Origin of the sequence: Acinetobacter sp. AYS6 (assembly GCF_025630795.1) — a bacterium.
Lineage (GTDB): Bacteria > Pseudomonadota > Gammaproteobacteria > Pseudomonadales > Moraxellaceae > Acinetobacter.
The window spans coordinates 1-15928 of the sequence record NZ_JAOTNV010000006.1 but is presented as its reverse complement, the minus strand read 5'-3'; the positions used below and the strand labels follow the sequence as shown (position 1 = coordinate 15928).

Annotated in this window: 16 protein-coding genes and 2 pseudogenes; 6 read left to right on the top strand and 12 right to left on the bottom strand. The window is 39.7% G+C overall.

Annotation, left to right across the window (positions count from 1 at the left end; translation table 11 throughout):
- Positions 1 to 430: 430 nt before the first annotated feature.
- The gene (locus OD757_RS08355) at positions 431 to 1069 is read right to left on the bottom strand and encodes a LysE family translocator (protein ID WP_263031547.1); all 639 of its coding nucleotides are present in this window, start codon (positions 1067 to 1069) and stop codon (positions 431 to 433) included.
- 91 nt (positions 1070 to 1160) lie between these two features.
- Here OD757_RS08355 and OD757_RS08350 point away from each other — a divergent pair, with 91 nt between their 5' ends.
- A complete protein-coding gene (locus OD757_RS08350) occupies positions 1161 to 2096 on the top strand; it encodes a LysR family transcriptional regulator (protein ID WP_263031546.1) in 936 nt (311 codons plus the stop codon).
- A gap of 76 nt (positions 2097 to 2172) precedes the next feature.
- Positions 2173 to 2276 (top strand): annotated as a pseudogene (locus tag OD757_RS08345) (hypothetical protein).
- A gap of 42 nt (positions 2277 to 2318) precedes the next feature.
- Here OD757_RS08345 and OD757_RS08340 read toward each other — a convergent pair.
- From OD757_RS08340 to OD757_RS08320, 5 genes are all read right to left on the bottom strand, one after another.
- Positions 2319 to 3185: a cysteine ABC transporter substrate-binding protein gene (locus OD757_RS08340; protein ID WP_000209985.1), complete on the bottom strand. Its 867-nt coding sequence runs from the start codon at positions 3183 to 3185 to the stop codon at positions 2319 to 2321.
- Between the two features lie 82 nt (positions 3186 to 3267).
- The gene (locus tag OD757_RS08335; protein WP_263031545.1) at positions 3268 to 4128 is read right to left on the bottom strand and encodes a transporter substrate-binding domain-containing protein; all 861 of its coding nucleotides are present in this window, start codon (positions 4126 to 4128) and stop codon (positions 3268 to 3270) included.
- Positions 4129 to 4158: 30 nt separating this feature from the next.
- Complete coding sequence (locus tag OD757_RS08330; RefSeq protein ID WP_001130360.1) at positions 4159 to 4890, bottom strand: amino acid ABC transporter ATP-binding protein; 732 nt, start codon at positions 4888 to 4890, stop codon at positions 4159 to 4161.
- 2 nt (positions 4891 to 4892) lie between these two features.
- On the bottom strand, positions 4893 to 5558 hold the full coding sequence (locus tag OD757_RS08325) for an amino acid ABC transporter permease (protein WP_263031544.1): 666 nt from the start codon (positions 5556 to 5558) through the stop codon (positions 4893 to 4895).
- Positions 5548 to 6207 (bottom strand): amino acid ABC transporter permease, encoded by a 660-nt coding sequence (locus tag OD757_RS08320; protein ID WP_263031543.1) that lies wholly within the window; start codon positions 6205 to 6207, stop codon positions 5548 to 5550. The genes OD757_RS08325 and OD757_RS08320 overlap by 11 nt, the downstream gene beginning before the upstream one ends.
- A gap of 64 nt (positions 6208 to 6271) precedes the next feature.
- Here OD757_RS08320 and OD757_RS08315 point away from each other — a divergent pair, with 64 nt between their 5' ends.
- Positions 6272 to 6385 (top strand): hypothetical protein, encoded by a 114-nt coding sequence (locus tag OD757_RS08315; protein WP_263031542.1) that lies wholly within the window; start codon positions 6272 to 6274, stop codon positions 6383 to 6385.
- Positions 6386 to 6491: 106 nt separating this feature from the next.
- Here OD757_RS08315 and OD757_RS08310 read toward each other — a convergent pair whose 3' ends face one another.
- From OD757_RS08310 to OD757_RS08300, 3 genes are all read right to left on the bottom strand, one after another.
- A complete protein-coding gene (locus OD757_RS08310) occupies positions 6492 to 6776 on the bottom strand; it encodes a GNAT family N-acetyltransferase (protein WP_263031541.1) in 285 nt (94 codons plus the stop codon).
- A 143-nt stretch (positions 6777 to 6919) separates the two neighbouring features.
- Positions 6920 to 7879: a response regulator transcription factor gene (locus tag OD757_RS08305; RefSeq protein WP_263031540.1), complete on the bottom strand. Its 960-nt coding sequence runs from the start codon at positions 7877 to 7879 to the stop codon at positions 6920 to 6922.
- Positions 7876 to 11340, bottom strand: coding sequence for an ATP-binding protein (locus OD757_RS08300; protein WP_263031539.1), 3465 nt, complete (start codon positions 11338 to 11340; stop codon positions 7876 to 7878). Before OD757_RS08300 ends, OD757_RS08305 begins: the two co-directional genes overlap by 4 nt.
- 195 nt (positions 11341 to 11535) lie before the next feature.
- Between OD757_RS08300 and OD757_RS08295 the strand changes: the two genes are divergently transcribed.
- On the top strand, positions 11536 to 13152 hold the full coding sequence (locus OD757_RS08295) for a purine-cytosine permease family protein (protein ID WP_263031538.1): 1617 nt from the start codon (positions 11536 to 11538) through the stop codon (positions 13150 to 13152).
- A 55-nt stretch (positions 13153 to 13207) separates the two neighbouring features.
- Here the strand turns inward: OD757_RS08295 and OD757_RS08290 are convergent, their stop codons facing one another.
- Positions 13208 to 13663, bottom strand: coding sequence for an Lrp/AsnC family transcriptional regulator (locus OD757_RS08290; protein WP_000376211.1), 456 nt, complete (start codon positions 13661 to 13663; stop codon positions 13208 to 13210).
- A gap of 156 nt (positions 13664 to 13819) precedes the next feature.
- Between OD757_RS08290 and OD757_RS08285 the strand changes: the two genes are divergently transcribed.
- A complete protein-coding gene (locus OD757_RS08285) occupies positions 13820 to 14431 on the top strand; it encodes a LysE family translocator (RefSeq protein ID WP_032056392.1) in 612 nt (203 codons plus the stop codon).
- Between the two features lie 69 nt (positions 14432 to 14500).
- Here the strand turns inward: OD757_RS08285 and OD757_RS08280 are convergent, their stop codons facing one another.
- Entirely contained in the window at positions 14501 to 15112 is a 612-nt protein-coding gene (locus OD757_RS08280) for a LexA family protein (RefSeq protein WP_009388319.1), read from the bottom strand.
- A gap of 287 nt (positions 15113 to 15399) precedes the next feature.
- On the opposite strand from OD757_RS08280, the gene OD757_RS08275 reads away from it, so the two are divergent.
- A complete protein-coding gene (locus OD757_RS08275) occupies positions 15400 to 15633 on the top strand; it encodes a hypothetical protein (RefSeq protein WP_009388226.1) in 234 nt (77 codons plus the stop codon).
- Between the two features lie 59 nt (positions 15634 to 15692).
- Here OD757_RS08275 and OD757_RS08270 read toward each other — a convergent pair.
- Positions 15693 to 15928: pseudogene (locus OD757_RS08270) on the bottom strand (stress-induced protein); the annotation flags it as partial.

Genomic DNA, 15928 nt, shown 5'->3' with positions numbered 1-15928 from the left:
TGACAATGCTTTTGCTCTTACGAAGCTTTAGACGCTTCTCAGAGCGAAACCAAAGTAAGTCCAGCCGAAGGCGACTGAAGGAATTAAAAATTTAAGCGATAATACTCTGTCGTGCTATGCAATAGTTCGCAGATGACTTTAGGTTGAGCTAAAAATTATTAGTGGTTATCACGGCGGAGTCTTACCGTTTTACCTCCAAAGAAAGCAGCTAATTCTGTTACTTTTTTTAAAAAGTAACCAAAAACTTTCTCATCCACAGAACCTGTTCTCTGTTTTCATTTTTCAAAAAATATTGCAAATACATTATCTTTATAAATTATGGGCAGGCTGTGGATGAAATTTAGCACGAGCAAATACTGGTATGAACGCCGTAAAAACTATATACAATCTAAAATCGTACTTCTGCACCCCCATTAAATACTCACGGCAATTAAACAAACAATCCCCAAATCAACCTCAATGCAATCCCAATTAACAACACTCCCATTACCCGCTCAAAGTAAACTCCAAACTCCAAAAATCGTTTACGTACAATAGGCTGTGCAAACAGTACGCTCACCACCATAAACCAGATGGCATTGACCATACACATCCATACTCCATAAAAGATTTGAACTTTCATTGGTGTGGTCGTACTTACAATCGTCGTAAAAATTGCCAGAAAAAAGATAGAGGCTTTTGGGTTTAACGCATTGGTAAGAAAACCCATCGTAAAAGCTTTAAATAAACTCGGCGTATCACTGTCTGCTTGGCCATTAATCTCAATAGTGGTATTCGGCTGGCTACGTAAACACTGCCATCCTAAATACAACAAGTAAGCTGCTCCCGCTGTTCTGATCAGTGACATGAGCCACTCACTTTGTTGAATCAAAAAGCCAATACCAACAAGTGTATAAAACACATGTACTGAAATCCCGACACCAATACCAATTGCGGTTAGACAACCAATCAAATAGCCATAACGTACACTTTGTCTTACCGTAATCACAAAATCTGGTCCCGGTAAAATCACCGCCATAAAGTGAATAAGAGCTAGCGTTAAAAACTCATGTCCATACAACTGCCACATAACAATTTAGTTTCCTGAAAATCACCTAAAAGATTGTATTGCGATTTTTTAAACGCGATAATCCAATCAAAATCCAAATAACTTTTGCCTCATGAGCACAAATCAAAGTCTGATTCTGTTAAATGAAATGGCGACTTTCGTTAAGGTTGTCGAATCGGAAAGTTTTTCTGAAACTGCCCGCCAGCTTGGTACAACACCTTCCGCTGTTAGTCGTGCGATTGCTCGATTAGAACGTGCTTTAGGCACCCGCTTACTCTATCGGACTACACGAAAACTTCGTTTAAGTGAAAGTGGGCAACAGGTCTATCAACGTTGTGTAGATATGGTGAATGCAGCCCAAGCAGTCATGGAAAGTTCAGGGCAATTTCATGTCGAACCCGAAGGCGTTATTCGCATGAGTGTTCCGAAAGCTGTGGGGCATTTTATGATTCATCCGCATTTACCTGAGTTTTTAGAGCGCTACCCGAAAATTGATATTCAAATGCTTTTAGAAGATCGCTATGTAGATCTCATTGATGATGGAGTTGATCTAGCACTTCGAATTACAGAGCAACCATCTGGGGGCCTAATGGGTCGAAAGCTGATTGATATTGATCATTTGGTTTGTGCTACACCTGAATATTTAGCAAAGCATGGCACACCGAGCCATCCTCATGATTTAAAGCAGCATGAATGTATTTACTTGGGCGAACAAGCCAGTGACTCAAAATGGAAATTTCAACAAGGAAATAAATCGATAAGTGTGGCTGTGCGTGGGCGTTATGCAGCGAACCATACAGGTGTGCGTTTGAGTGCTGCATTACAGCATTTAGGTATTGCGAGCTTACCGTACTTTGTCGCACGTCATGCTCTACAACAAGGCACATTAGTTCAGGTTTTACCAGATTGGTATTTTAAAACCTATTACAGTGGCGGGCTGTGGTTACTGTACCCACCGACACGGCATGTCCCGCCTAAATTGAGTGTGTTGATTCAATATTTGGCAGATAAATTAGCAGCAGAGCCGACTTTATTTAAGTTAAAGTAATATAAAGTCAAGGAATTAGCACGATGGAATCCTACCTTTAAATCTCTAAAGTAAGCAGCTAATTCTGTTAATTTTTTTGAAAAAAGTAACCAAAAAAAATTTCTCATCTACAGAACCTGCCCACTGTTTACATCTATAAAAAATATTGCAAAAAACATTATTTTTAAAAATTATGGGTAGGCTGTAGATGAATCCTAGCTCGAGTAAATACTATCTAGAGTCCTATTCAACCAATAAATCTTTTGGATTAATCGTATCGCCATAGACTGGTTTTAAAGTTTTTTCATAAGCTTGATGAATCACGCCTTCTTTCGCCAGTTTCTCTAAATCTTGGTTCAACCAGTCCAGTAACTCTTTGTCACCCTTTTTCACTGCTGGTGCAATTAAGTCCTGTTCACCTAAATTGGTAATGCCAACAGTGTAATTTGGATTTTCTTTAGCCCAAGCTAAAACCAGCAAGTTATCATGTGCAAGTGCAGCGCCACGACCATCTTTTAAAGCGTCAAAAGTTTCAGTGTTTTGCTCATACTTTTGTAGCTTAATTTCAGGGTGCGTCTTAGTGAAGAATGAATCAGCTGTTGTACCTTTGTTTACCAATAAAGTTTTATCTTTAAGTTGAGCCACATCAGTAATCGGATGACTTTTAGGAGAAACTACCCCCAAAGCAACTTTTAAATAAGGTTTAGCAAAATCGACCACTTCTTTACGCTCTGGCGTAACGGTAAAGTTGGCAAAAATAATATCCACTTTATTGGCTTTTAAATATTCGACACGGTTAGCCGCTTCAGTTAAAACAAACTCAACTTTGTTTTCATCACCCAGCAGATCTTTAGCGACATGCTTAGCAATCTCTACATCAAAACCCTGATTTTTACCTTGAGCATCTAAATATCCAAACGGTGGTTTATCACTAAATACGCCAATTCGTACCACGCCATTCTTTTTGATCTGTTCAATACTCGACACAGTTTGTGTGGTATCTGCCGTTTTTTCAGTAGACTGAGTTCCTTTGTCACATGCAACCAAACCCAAACTCAGTAAAGATGCAGCCAAAATATGCTTCACGTTTTGAAATGTTAATGTTGTCATTATTTCACCCTATCGTTCTTGTAAAAGTCTTATTTAAAACAGCAGCGCCTATTGGTAGACACTGCTCTAGCGATATCGAAAATTATTGGCCTACATCTAAAAACACATTCGGATTAACCGAGTCACCGTAAATTGGTTTCAAGGTTTCATCATAAATTTTATTAATTTCACCGTTTGTTCTGAGCTGCTTAATTTCAGTATTGAGCCAATTCAATAATTGGGTATTGCCCTTTTTAACCGCTGGTGCAATAAACTCTTGATCACCAATAGACTGAATACCCGCCACATAACTTGGGTTCTTCGCAGCCCACGCCAAGGCATAAGTACTGTCTTGTGAAATTGCGTCACCACGACCGTCGGTTAAGGCTTTGAAGGCATCCGAGTTTCTTTCAAACTTGAGTAAATTTACTTTCGGATAATGCTTGGTAAAGTAGGTATCTGAACTTGTGCCTTTATTTACAATTAAAGTTTTACCTTCTAATTGAGCAATGTCAGTAATCGGCTTGGCTTTAGGCGAAACAATACCAAAAGCACCTTTTAAATAAGGCTCAGCAAAATCGACAACCTCTTTACGTTCTGGTGTTACTGTAAATGTCGCGAATACAACATCGGCACGATTTGATTTTAAAAACTCCACCCGATTTGAAGCTTCAGTCACAATAAACTCAACTTTCTTTTCATCACCGAGCAAATCTTTAGTCACACGTTTTGCTAAAGCCACATCAAAGCCCTGATTATTCCCCGCACTGTCTACATAACCAAACGGCGGATCATCAGCAAAAACGGCAACGCGTAGAACTCCATTTTTTTTGACTTGCTCTAAAGAATGGTCTTCTTGACTATTACTTGCCCGTTCAGTGGATGGCGTTTTACTACATGCAGTTAACAACACCCCAGCAACAGCAAGACTGCTTAATATTTTTATTGAATTACGTTTAAACATTCACTTCCTCATGATTCAAATAATAAAAATTTAGTACGACAAAATATTTAAGAAAGCTTTCGCTCGTTCTGTTTTCGGCTGTTCAAAAAATTCTTCTGGTGAAGCCTGTTCAATAATCTTGCCCTTATCCATGAAAATAATGCGATCGGCAACCTTGCGTGCAAAGGACATCTCATGTGTCACAATCAGCATGGTCATTCCTTCATTCGCTAACTTGAGTACGACATCGAGCACTTCTCTAACCATTTCCGGGTCAAGCGCAGCGGTAATTTCATCAAGCAAAATGACTTTAGGTTGCATGACCAGTGAACGCACAATAGCGATACGTTGTTTTTGTCCACCTGAAAGCTGTCTTGGATAATCAAGTTTTCGCTCAAACAGTCCCACTCGCTTTAACAACTCATCTGCTACTTGTTCAGCTTCATCACGGTGGCGTTTTTGCACTTTGAGTGGCCCAAGCAAAATGTTGTCAATAACGTTCATATGCCCAAATAGCTCATAGTTCTGAAAAACCATGCCAATTTTTTGACGAGCGTTAGTCCAGTCCACATCTTTACCAAGCACACCTGAACCAGTTAAACGAATTTCGCCACCCTGAATCGGTTCTAAGCCGTTAATACAGCGCAATAAGGTACTTTTACCGCAGCCCGATGGACCTAAAATAACAACCACCTCTCCTTGTTCTACATCCAGATCAATGCCCTGTAAAATATGACTTTGTGCAAATGATTTCTGTAATTGTTGTATCGATAACAAAGGCATAATTACTCCCCGACCTTTTCTAAATGTGCCGCCAAACGAGATAAGGGATAGCAAATCAGAAAATACAAAATAAAAATAAAGCCATAAATCCAAAGAGAAGCACTTGGCACGGTCAATAGCGAATTTTCAATAATTTGCTGGCCAACTTTAATGACCTCAACCACACCAATCAGGACTGCCAAAGAGCTGGTTTTCACCATTCGGGTAAATAAGTTAATCGCGCCTGGTGTTACTCGTTTTAGACTTTGCGGGAAAATGACATAGACCAAGGCTTGAACATGAGTTAGTCCGAGGGCATAGGCCGAATCGCGTTGATGCTGATCAATTGAAGTAATAGCTGCACGGACCAAATCGCCCATTTCTGCAGTGCCCCACAAAACAAATACAACAACGCATACCCACATTGCTGAAAACTGCCAGTTAAACCATGTTGCAAAGCCGAAATAAAACACAAACAGCAAAACTAAAATTGGAATGATTCGAATGGCTTCTAAATACAGACGGCACAGCGATTTAACGACTATGTTTTTAGAGGTCATAATGACGCCGAAAATTGTGCCGAAAATTGCAGAGAAAAACACTGAAATAAATGCAATTTTTGCAGTTGCCCAAAGTCCCCACATTAAACGTTCGAGGTGACTCGCTTGAAATAAATAATCAAGTTCCATGGCTCACCTTCCGACTTCTGTGTTCCAGATAACTGGTTAAAATAGACACGGGCAATAAAATAATCAGATAAGCTATGATGAGTAAGAACAAAGCTTCGGTGGTTTTATAGTCCATACCAATTAAGTCTTTAGTGACAAAAAGCAGTTCAACGACAGCAATTGCACTGACCACAGAACTTTCTTTAATCAGAAATAGGCAATTTGCCCCTATTGCCGGAATTGAAATAGCCAGTGCTTGAGGGAAAATGACATACCTAAAAATTTGAATCGGTTGTAGACCAATACTTTTTGCAGAATCTATCTGCCCTTTTGCAACAGACTGCAAACCTGCTCGGAAAGCTTCAGCCATATAGCTTCCGCCTAAAAAGGTCAGTCCGATCACACCACAAGCAAAACCATCGATTTTGATACCGAGCTTTGGCAAACCGTAATACAAAAAGAACAGTTGAATTAATAAAGGGGTATTTCGAGATAACTCAATATAGAACTGGGCAATTCTATTTAGCACCCGCACGCGATATGTGATTAAAATGCTGCAAATCAGCCCTACAATAATTGCCAACATAATGCTGATAATTGAAATTTTCAGCGTGGTCAAAGTCGCAGAGAAAAATTGCGGCAACACACTATGGATATACTGCCAGTTCAAGGAAAATTCCAAAAAATAATATTAAAACGTTATAAATATTTAGCTTTCGTCAGCTATTAAATATTTGTGCAACGAGTTTATTTTTTTCCCAATTGGTCTAAAACTATTTTTATTAGATAAGCTTTTCTATAAGTTTGATATATTCGATCTGGCAATCGAAAACCTTCAAATCTGTTGAATACAACCGCTCAAAACATATTCAATAAAACAAAGATGAATAATAAAACCAATAAAAAATCGGACACCAAGGCCCGATTTTTATTAAATGATTTTCAATCTATTGCTTATTTTCTAAGTACATCACCAATGCTTGGGTCTTTATCAAAAACCGATTTGGCATATGGGCAAAGCGGAATCACTTTTACTTCTTTTTCACGAACAAAAGCCACCAAAGCATCAAGTAATTGGCGACCTACACCTTGTCCGCGATAATTTTCATTTACATCTGTGGCATCAATAATTAGCATGCCATCGCCTGCCCATGTATAAGTCATTTCACCGGCAACGGTTTCACCATCAAGTAAGCTAAAGCTGCCGTGTTTTGCATCATCTTTTTGTTGAATATTCACAATGAATTCCTCGTATTATGACTCATATTTATTTAGAAATGACTTGGTATAATCTTTATCTATAAGAACAAATCTAAGTGTAAAAAAATAGCCTGTTTTTAGCAGCGAGTCTGTATGCTTTTTAAATACAATGTTCATTTAACTTAATGAAACTCTTGTACCAGACTATTAATATGCGCTACGGCAGCAGTTCGATTTTCAACGCAAAGTTTTTCAAAAACATGTTCTAAATGTTTGTTTACCGTCCGCGGGCTAAGCTCCAAAATTTCAGCAATATCTTTATTGGTTTTCCCTAACAACAACCAATGCATGACTTCTGCCTCACGTTGAGTCAACTGTGGGCAATATTTTAAAATATCAGCCATTTCCAAAGCTGGCGTAGATGTTTTTATCTGGATAAGATAATTTTTCGCCACACTTGTGCCAGATTGCCACGGCGTAAGCAATAAAAGCTGTAATTGCTGAGATGGTGTCGAATAAGAACAGCTTGTTAATTTTTTAGGATCTTTTTCCTGTTCCAAATCTGAAAACCAAGCTTTTAAGCCTGCTTCAAAACCTCCTAATTCAGGTAAATATTGATTCAATAAATCACTGGCTTTTTGGGTTTTCCAAACAATTTTACCGTGAACATCTAGCGCAAGAATGGCTGTTTCCGTCGCATCAATCACCTGTTTTTGTTGCTGCAATAGTTTGGCATGTGCCAAATGTGTTTTTACCCTTGCTAGTACTTCTTCAATATTCAAAGGCTTGGTTACATAGTCCACCCCACCGACCTGAAAACCTCGCACTATATGCTCTGTTTCCGACAAGCCTGTCATAAAAATGACGGGAATAAACTGCGTAATCGGACTCGCTTTAAGCTGTATACAACTTTCAAAACCATCCATATGTGGCATATTGCCATCGAGTAAAATCATATCTGGTAAGCATCGGTGTGCTATTTCAATAGCACTTAATCCATCGGTTGTGACAAGCACGCGATAACCGGCCTGATCCAGACTTTCATGTAGCAAGCCTAAATTTTCTGGCACATCATCCACAATCAGAATAACAGCCTGCTCGTTTGGCGAAGCTTGCTGAAAAGAAACATGTTGCGTACTCATTGCTTATCCTGAATTAATCGTTGCGCGTGTTTTAAATCAAACTTTTGAATCGCCTGTTCAAGCTGTTCCCATAACTCATCGTGCTCCGGAAAATTTTGACGGCATTGCATTAAAGTCTGTTGAATTCCTCGAATATAACCCTGTCCAATTAAATCATTTAATTGCTGCAAGCTTTGCGGTAAATCGAGCAGATCATTATTTTCTGGTTGTGTAATTGATGTATGAACAGTAGCTTGCTCTTGCTTAAACACTTTTACATCCAGTGCTTGAACTTCATTATTTTCAAAATGAGTATCTGATTTGGAATCAATCCATAGCAAACCTAATTTGTCTCCAATTTTACTCAGCAACAAATTCAGATCGATTGGTTTTAACATAAAGTCTTCACTTAAGACTGCATCTTGTGGATTGACTTCGCGCTCGCCTGCATTGGCGGAAATAATTAAGATCGGCACATTGGTAATATTATTCTGGCGCAATAATCGTGCTGTTTCCCAGCCACCCATCAGAGGCATATTTAAATCCATCAAAATCAGATTAGGTTGAAAAATAGGTACACGTCTTAAACAGTCAATGCCCGACTCGGCTTCTTCAATCATAAATCCTAACGGTTTTAGAAAATTAGCGACTAGGCCTCGGTCTACCGCTTCATTATCGACAACCAAAATGCGCTTTCGCTCGCCTTGATAACCCGTAATTTGGTTGGAGTAAACATTAGAAATCGGATGAACCACTTCTTTTGAAGGTAAGTAAAACTTAATCTTAAATTGTGAACCCTGATTGAGCTGACTAGTCACAGATAGCTGGCCACCAAGTAAATCGACCAACAATTTTACAATTGGTAGGCCTAGCCCTGTTCCAGTAAACCCGCCTTGTACTACATTACTGCCCCGTTCAAACGGATTAAAGATTCGCTCTAAATCGACCTCAGCAATACCACATCCTGTATCTCTAATTTCAAAATAAGCCGTCTGAAAACGGTACTCGACTTTTAAAGTAATTGTGCCGCTCGTCGTAAACTTTAAAGCATTGCCCAATAAATTGATGAGCACTTGTTCTAAGCGTTTTTTGTCGGTACGGACATAGTGCGGTAGGTTCTCTCCAATTTCATAAATAAACTGTAAATTCTTCTGTTCAAACTGTGGCTGAAACATTTGAATAATTTGTTCAATAAAATTTGGGAAATGCACATCCACTACATTTAAAGAAATCTTGCCTGTTTCAATGCGTGCTAAATCTAGTAAACCATCAATCAGTGAAGTCAAATGCTGTCCACTACGGCTAATCACCCCGAGCGCCATTTTGCCTTGTTCTGAAAGCTGTTCTTGTTTTTGAAGCAATTGGCTATAGCCCAAAATACTATTTAGAGGTGTTCTTAGTTCGTGACTAATGCCAATGACATAACGGCTTTTTGCATCATTTGCCCGTTCTGCTGAAATTCTTGCATCTTGCAGGTCCTTTGAAGTGACTTCATGAGCCGCAATTTCATCAATCAATAATGCTGTTTGTTGGTGTGTTTCAATTTCAGCATTACGACGACTTTCATCGTTTAAAACGAGCCACCATGCTGCAACACTCATCAATAAAAATAAAATGGTGTAAATTTTGACAAACAGCGTAAATAGCTGAGGAACGGCCGCTGCATTAATGGTTTCTAAATAGGTTTTTTCTTGGATATAAACCAAACTTAAACTGACTGCTAAAACGATCGATAGCCCTAAAGTCAGTAATAAATATAAACTGACTCTACTATTTAAACGACTGGCCCAACGTTCTGGTAAATAGTGCCAGATGGCTTTCTTAAGTTGTACCGACCAACGTGCATCAGGTTTACATAAGTCGTGACAGCGTGCTTCGAGTGAACAGCAAAGGGAGCAAATCGTACCGTTATAGGCTGGGCAGCCCGCCATATCAGCGAGTTCATAGTCCCGTTCACACACCACACAATTTGCAACTGACGTCGCCTGAATTTTTTCGGGTTGGCGTGCAATGTAATATTTGCCTTTGGTTAAGTAAGCAATGATAGGAACACATAACATCGCACTCCCCAAAGCAATGAAACTCGCTAATCCTTTTGCCATGAGTCCGAAAAAGCCCAAATAACTCAGCATCGATAACACTGAGGCAATCAGTAAGGCGCCCACACCTACGGGGTTAATGTCATATAAGTAAGCACGGCGAAATTCAATTCCCTTTGGGCTTAGGCCTAAAGGCTTACAGATAATTAAATCGGCAACAACGGCGCCAATCCATGCCAAAGCAATATTGCTATATAATCCCAAAATGCGTTCAACCGCATGGCTAATTCCCATTTCCATCAAAACAATGGCGATAAAAACGTTAAAAAGAAGCCAGACAATTCGCCCCGGATGACTATGAGTCAAGCGGGCAAAAAAGTTGGACCATGCCAATGAGCCAGCGTAAGCATTGGTCATATTAATTTTAATTTGCGCCAAGCAAACCAGTGCTAATGTGAGAATTAAAGCAAGTTGAGGATTTGGAATAAATTGCTGATAGGCAACCCAATACAAATATGTCGGATTGTCTAGTTCAGAGACAGGAATAAACAGCTGAAAAGCCAATACCATCAGCAGCATGCCCATCAAAACTTTTAGAAAACCAAAAATAATCCAAGATGGACCACCTAAGAAAACAGCAAAACGCCATGCAGTTCTATTCTTTTCTTGTTGGGGTAAAAAACGTAAATAGTCGGCCTGCTCACCAATTTGGATCACAAATGAAAAAATAAGAGTGCACGCCGCACCAAAGTAATACAGATTAAAATCGGTCGAGTTTGAAACCGCACCAACAAAATGCAGACTACTACTTAAAATTTGTGGCTGTTTCCAAAGTACAAAAAACCACGGCAATAATAGTAATAAGAGCCAGATTGGCTGCGTGATTGCCTGAACTTTGTTAATAAAACCAATGCCTTTGACCACTAAAGGCAAAATCAATAATGCCGAAATTAAGTAACCAACAACTTGTGGAATGCCTAAAGCTAGCTCAAGTGCCATCGCCATAATGGCAGCTTCAAACGCAAGTAAAATAAAGGTAAAGCTGGCATAAATTAGAGATGTAATGGTCGAGCCAATGTAGCCAAAACCTGCACCACGAGTAAGCAAATCGACGTCTACATTATATTTTGCGGCGTAATAACTAATCGGCCAACTGGTTAAAAATATGATGGTACATACGACAATGGCTGCCCAGACTGCATTGCTAAAGCCATACTGCCAAAGCATGGTCGCCCCGATGGCTTCCATCGCCAGAAAACTAACAGTCGAAATTGCGGTATTGGTAACGGTCCAAGGTGACCATTTTCTTACTGAGGTAGGTGCATAGCGGAGCGCATAATCTTCGATACTTTCATCTGCCACCCAAATATTATATTCACGGCGTGTTTTGATCACACGTTGTGGCGCTTGTTGGGGGCGTGAAGAATCTGGCATAACACTCATGTTTTGGATAGGGCTGCATTAAACCCAGCAATCCTTATGCCAAAAGTCATTTATCATGGCGATTTTCTCGAATACGCACATATACGCAAAATAACGTATTTTCAATTTTTCCCAAAAATCACACACTCAAAACCATCAAAAAACAATGATCAATATTTGTGTTGATTGACCGAAAATGATTGGGAGATTGATGTTATGAGTGTATCTGAACATCCAAATTTGGACACTGTGCAAGGTACAGATTCACAAAAAGCAGTGAATGAAACCTTAGAAGATTATACTTTACGTTATGCTCCACACAGCTTTCGGCGCTGGAGTCCCAAAGTTGTCGCTATTACTGCACTTGGTGGTATTGCCTATCTTGCTGACTTTTCTATTGGCGCCAGTATTGGTATGTCTTATGGAACAACCAATGCTGTTTTCTCCATTTTATTTGCAGCGATTATTATCTTCTTAACCGGCATTCCTTTAGCCTACTACGCAGCGCGCTATAACATCGACCTTGATTTGATTACTCGTGGCGCAGGTTTCGGTTACATCGGTTCGGTTCTTACCAGTATCATTTTCGCCAGTTTCACATTTATTTTCTTTGCCCTTGAAGGTTCAATCATGGCGCAAGGGTTATTGCTCGGTTTAGGCATTCCGCTTTGGGCTGGCTACCTCATCTCAACCGTTATGGTCATACCGCTGGTGATTTACGGCATGAAAGCCTTGAGTAAATTACAAGTTTGGACCACTCCACTTTGGCTCATCCTGATGATTGGTCCTGTGGCATACCTAATTTACCAAGAACCAACCTTAGTCAGCCAATTTGCTACTTTTACAGGTAAAGAAGGTTTTGCAACCGTAGACATGGCCGCAATCATGTTAGGTGCTGGTATTTGTCTATCTTTGATTATGCAAATTGGTGAGCAAATTGATTACTTGCGCTTTATGCCTGCAAAAACAAAAGAAAATAGCAAAGCATGGTGGGCTGCGGTTATTTCAGCGGGTCCGGGTTGGGTGATTTTAGGCGCAATCAAACAAATTATCGGGGCATTTTTAGGGTTCTATTTACTGACTAAAATACCGGGCGTAAACAGCACTGAACCTGTTCAACAGTTTAATGCAGCATTTCATGACATGCTTCCGGGTTGGGCTGCTTTGACACTCGCAGTGATTTTAGTGGTCATTTCTCAAATTAAAATTAATGTGACCAATGCTTACTCAGGTTCCCTTGCATGGACAAGTGCCTACACTCGTATTAGCAAACATTATCCGGGTCGTATTGTGTTTGTGATGGTGAACTTGGCAATTGCACTTGCTTTAATGGAAGGCAACATGTTTGCGGTACTGGGTAAAATCTTAGGGTTCTATTCAAACTTTGCGATCGCGTGGGTTGTGGTTGTTGCAACAGACATTTCAATCAATAAATATGTTTTAAAACTTTCACCGAAAGAACCGGAATATCGCCGTGACATGCTATACAACGTGAACCCTGTCGGTATGGTGGCATTCCTTGTATCAGCAGGCGTATCGATTGCCGCATTCTTCGGCTTACTTGGTAGTTTCTTGGCGCCTTACTCACCACTTATCGCGCTTATACTTGCCTTTGTATTAACACCAATAATGGGCTTATTAACCAAAGGAAAATACTACATCAAATCACACGATGACGGTATTAAAGAGCCACGTTACGATGCTGAAGGTACACCTGTTGCCACCGTCTACCACTGCCGCGTATGTGAAGAAGGTTACGAGCGCCCCGATATTATGTTCTCTCACAAACATAACGGCACCATCTGCTCTTTATGTAAAACACTAGATGTCTAAACGCATACAAATAAAAAAGAAGCTATCAAGCTTCTTTTTTTACATCTGCTTATTCTTAGCCAATCGGGAATAATCGTTCAGGCACTACATCTTTCATGACAATGGTTGAGATGAGTCGTTGCACACTTGGAATAGCAGATAACTTTTCATCATACAACCGTTGAAAAGCAGGCAAATCTTTAGCCACCACATGCAGCAAATAGTCAGGCTCACCAAACAAGCGCTGCGCTTGAATAATTTGCGGGATATCTATTACTGCATTTTCAAACTTCTCGACTGCCTGTTTATCCCCTTCTTTAAGCGTAATAAAAACAATCGCTGAAAACTCAAATCCCACTAAATTTGGGTCGAGTTCTGCCCGATAGCCTTTAATGGCTCCCGACTCTTCTAAAGCCTTCACTCGTCTATGGCAAGGTGAAATGCTTAAACCTACTTTTTCAGCCAATTCAGTAATAGATAATCGGCCATTTAATTGCAATTCAGCAAGAATCTTTTTATCTGTACGATCCATTTAGAAAAATTTACCCCAAATGCGTGTGGTATGAGCAAATATTTAAAAGCACATTCTAAATACATGAGCATATTATTTTCAACAAGCTCGAATAAATAGGGATTTTTTCTAAACCACGAGCGAAACCTTTGGAAAATAGTTTGCCGAGATAAGCATATGGCTTTTAACATTTTTATTGCATTTTGGAGCGTCTCCATTCTTTTTATTATTACGCCAGGGGCAGACTGGGCCTATGCCATTTCGGCAGGAATTAAGGGCAAAGTCGTCGTACCGGCTGTTGCAGGTATGCTATTTGGGCACTTTATTACGATTTTATTGGTAGCGGCTGGTGTTGGTCTGCTTGTAGCAAATAACCCGACTGCTCTCATGATCCTAACAATTGCAGGTTCTGCTTATTTATTATGGATGGGGATAAACTTATTACTTACCCCTCCTACTCCGAACGAGTCTGGTTCTGAAAAAGCTCAGTCATGGTTGAGCTGGGCAACCAAAGGTGTATATGTAAGTGGGTTAAACCCGAAAGTTTTTTTACTCTTTTTAGCCCTGCTTCCTCAATTTATTGACACTACTGCTTCATGGACCGTAACCACACAGATTCTTGCCTTTGGTGTTGTTCACATGATTAGCTGCGCGATTATTTATTTAATGGTGGGTTATGGTTCAGAAGCTATTTTAAAAACCAGACCACAAGCAGCACAGTTAGTTGGCCGTTTTTCAGGTGGTTTAATGGTTGTCATCGCTACATGTTTATTGATTGGGCAAATTTAAAAGTTACTCAGCCAAAAGTTACTGGCCGCCAGTTCTGGTCAGTAACTTGATTAATAAATACGAAAAAATTTATCTCATCCGTTTCAGGTTATAAGTTACGACTCCCCAAATAACCAGTTCTTGACCGTCTTCAATGTAAATATTTTGATAATCAGGATTTTCTGCCTTTAGCCAAACTTTAGGCGGCTGAAATTGGGTATCAATCATTAAGCGCTTAACAGTGAAATCATTATCGATAAGTGCAATTACAATATCTCCCGATTTAGCGGGAATACTACGGTCCACAATAAGTGGATCATTAATATCAATTCCAGCATCGAGCATGGATAAAGAATTGGCTTTAACAATGAAAGTAGCATTTTCATTTCTAATTAAATATTCATTTAAATCGAGCGCTTGCTCAATATCATCTTGTGCAGGCGAAGGAAAACCAGCAGCAACACGTTCAGTTGCCAAAGGAATATGGTAAATTTTATCGTTATTCGGGTGGACCTGTTGTACATTAAGTTTTGAGTTAAAGTCGGTCAAGTTATTGGTTTTGACATTATTTAGTAACCAATTTTTGATAAAGTTAACTTGAGACTCGGGAACACGAATCACTTTTGTGGGTTCATTGAACTGTGCTTTACGTCCGGCATTTTCTCGTACACCGCCATGCTCGAACTCTTTTTTCTTTGGCATATTGCCTCCCTTTTCACTGTTCAAATCCTACCCAGACAATGTAACTTGAAAAAGTTACATTTTCAAGTTGACGAAATATTTTTTTTGCATAACAATAAATCCCATGATCAGATTTTAATCCATTTTGCTTTTAACAGGGATGTTTAAACTAAAATGGTAATTTGAAGAAATCAGAACCTGATTAGAACTAGTCTTTATGACTGACGGTTTTTTGATTTTTATCAAATGAGATTCTGAACACTTAACATTCTGGTTAAATTCAGTTTTTTGGTATGGAGACATGCGAAATGAAAAATCAACGTGATGCGGTTTTAGGCTATGCAAATGAGCAACATGCCTACTATATTCGCCTGATTGAAAATGATGCGGTTTTGGGTGAAAGCTACGGATTATTCTGTGAAAATCCAGAGAGTGAAGCAGCAGAAAGTATTATGACGACGTTATTCTTAAAAAAATCTTTTTGGTTAAATGGTTCTGAGTACATTGATATTGTAAAAGGGCTACAACTCCTCCCACAGTGAAGTAAATAAATTAAAAAACAAAGGAGGCAAAAGCCTCCTTTGTTTTTAAAACAGTATGCTTAAGACGTAAAACGTCCAGAGGCATCACGTTTTTGATTGCGTGAGTTTTGTCCACGACCATCATAATCGTCGTCATCACGGCTGCGGCCACGGCCTCGTCCGCTAGAGCGGCTACCACGATCGTCATCATCGTCGTCATCACGACTGCGACCTCGGCCTCGTCCGCTAGAGCGGCTACCGCGATCGTCATCATCATCGTCATCACGGCTGCGACCTCGGCCTCGACCACCTGAGC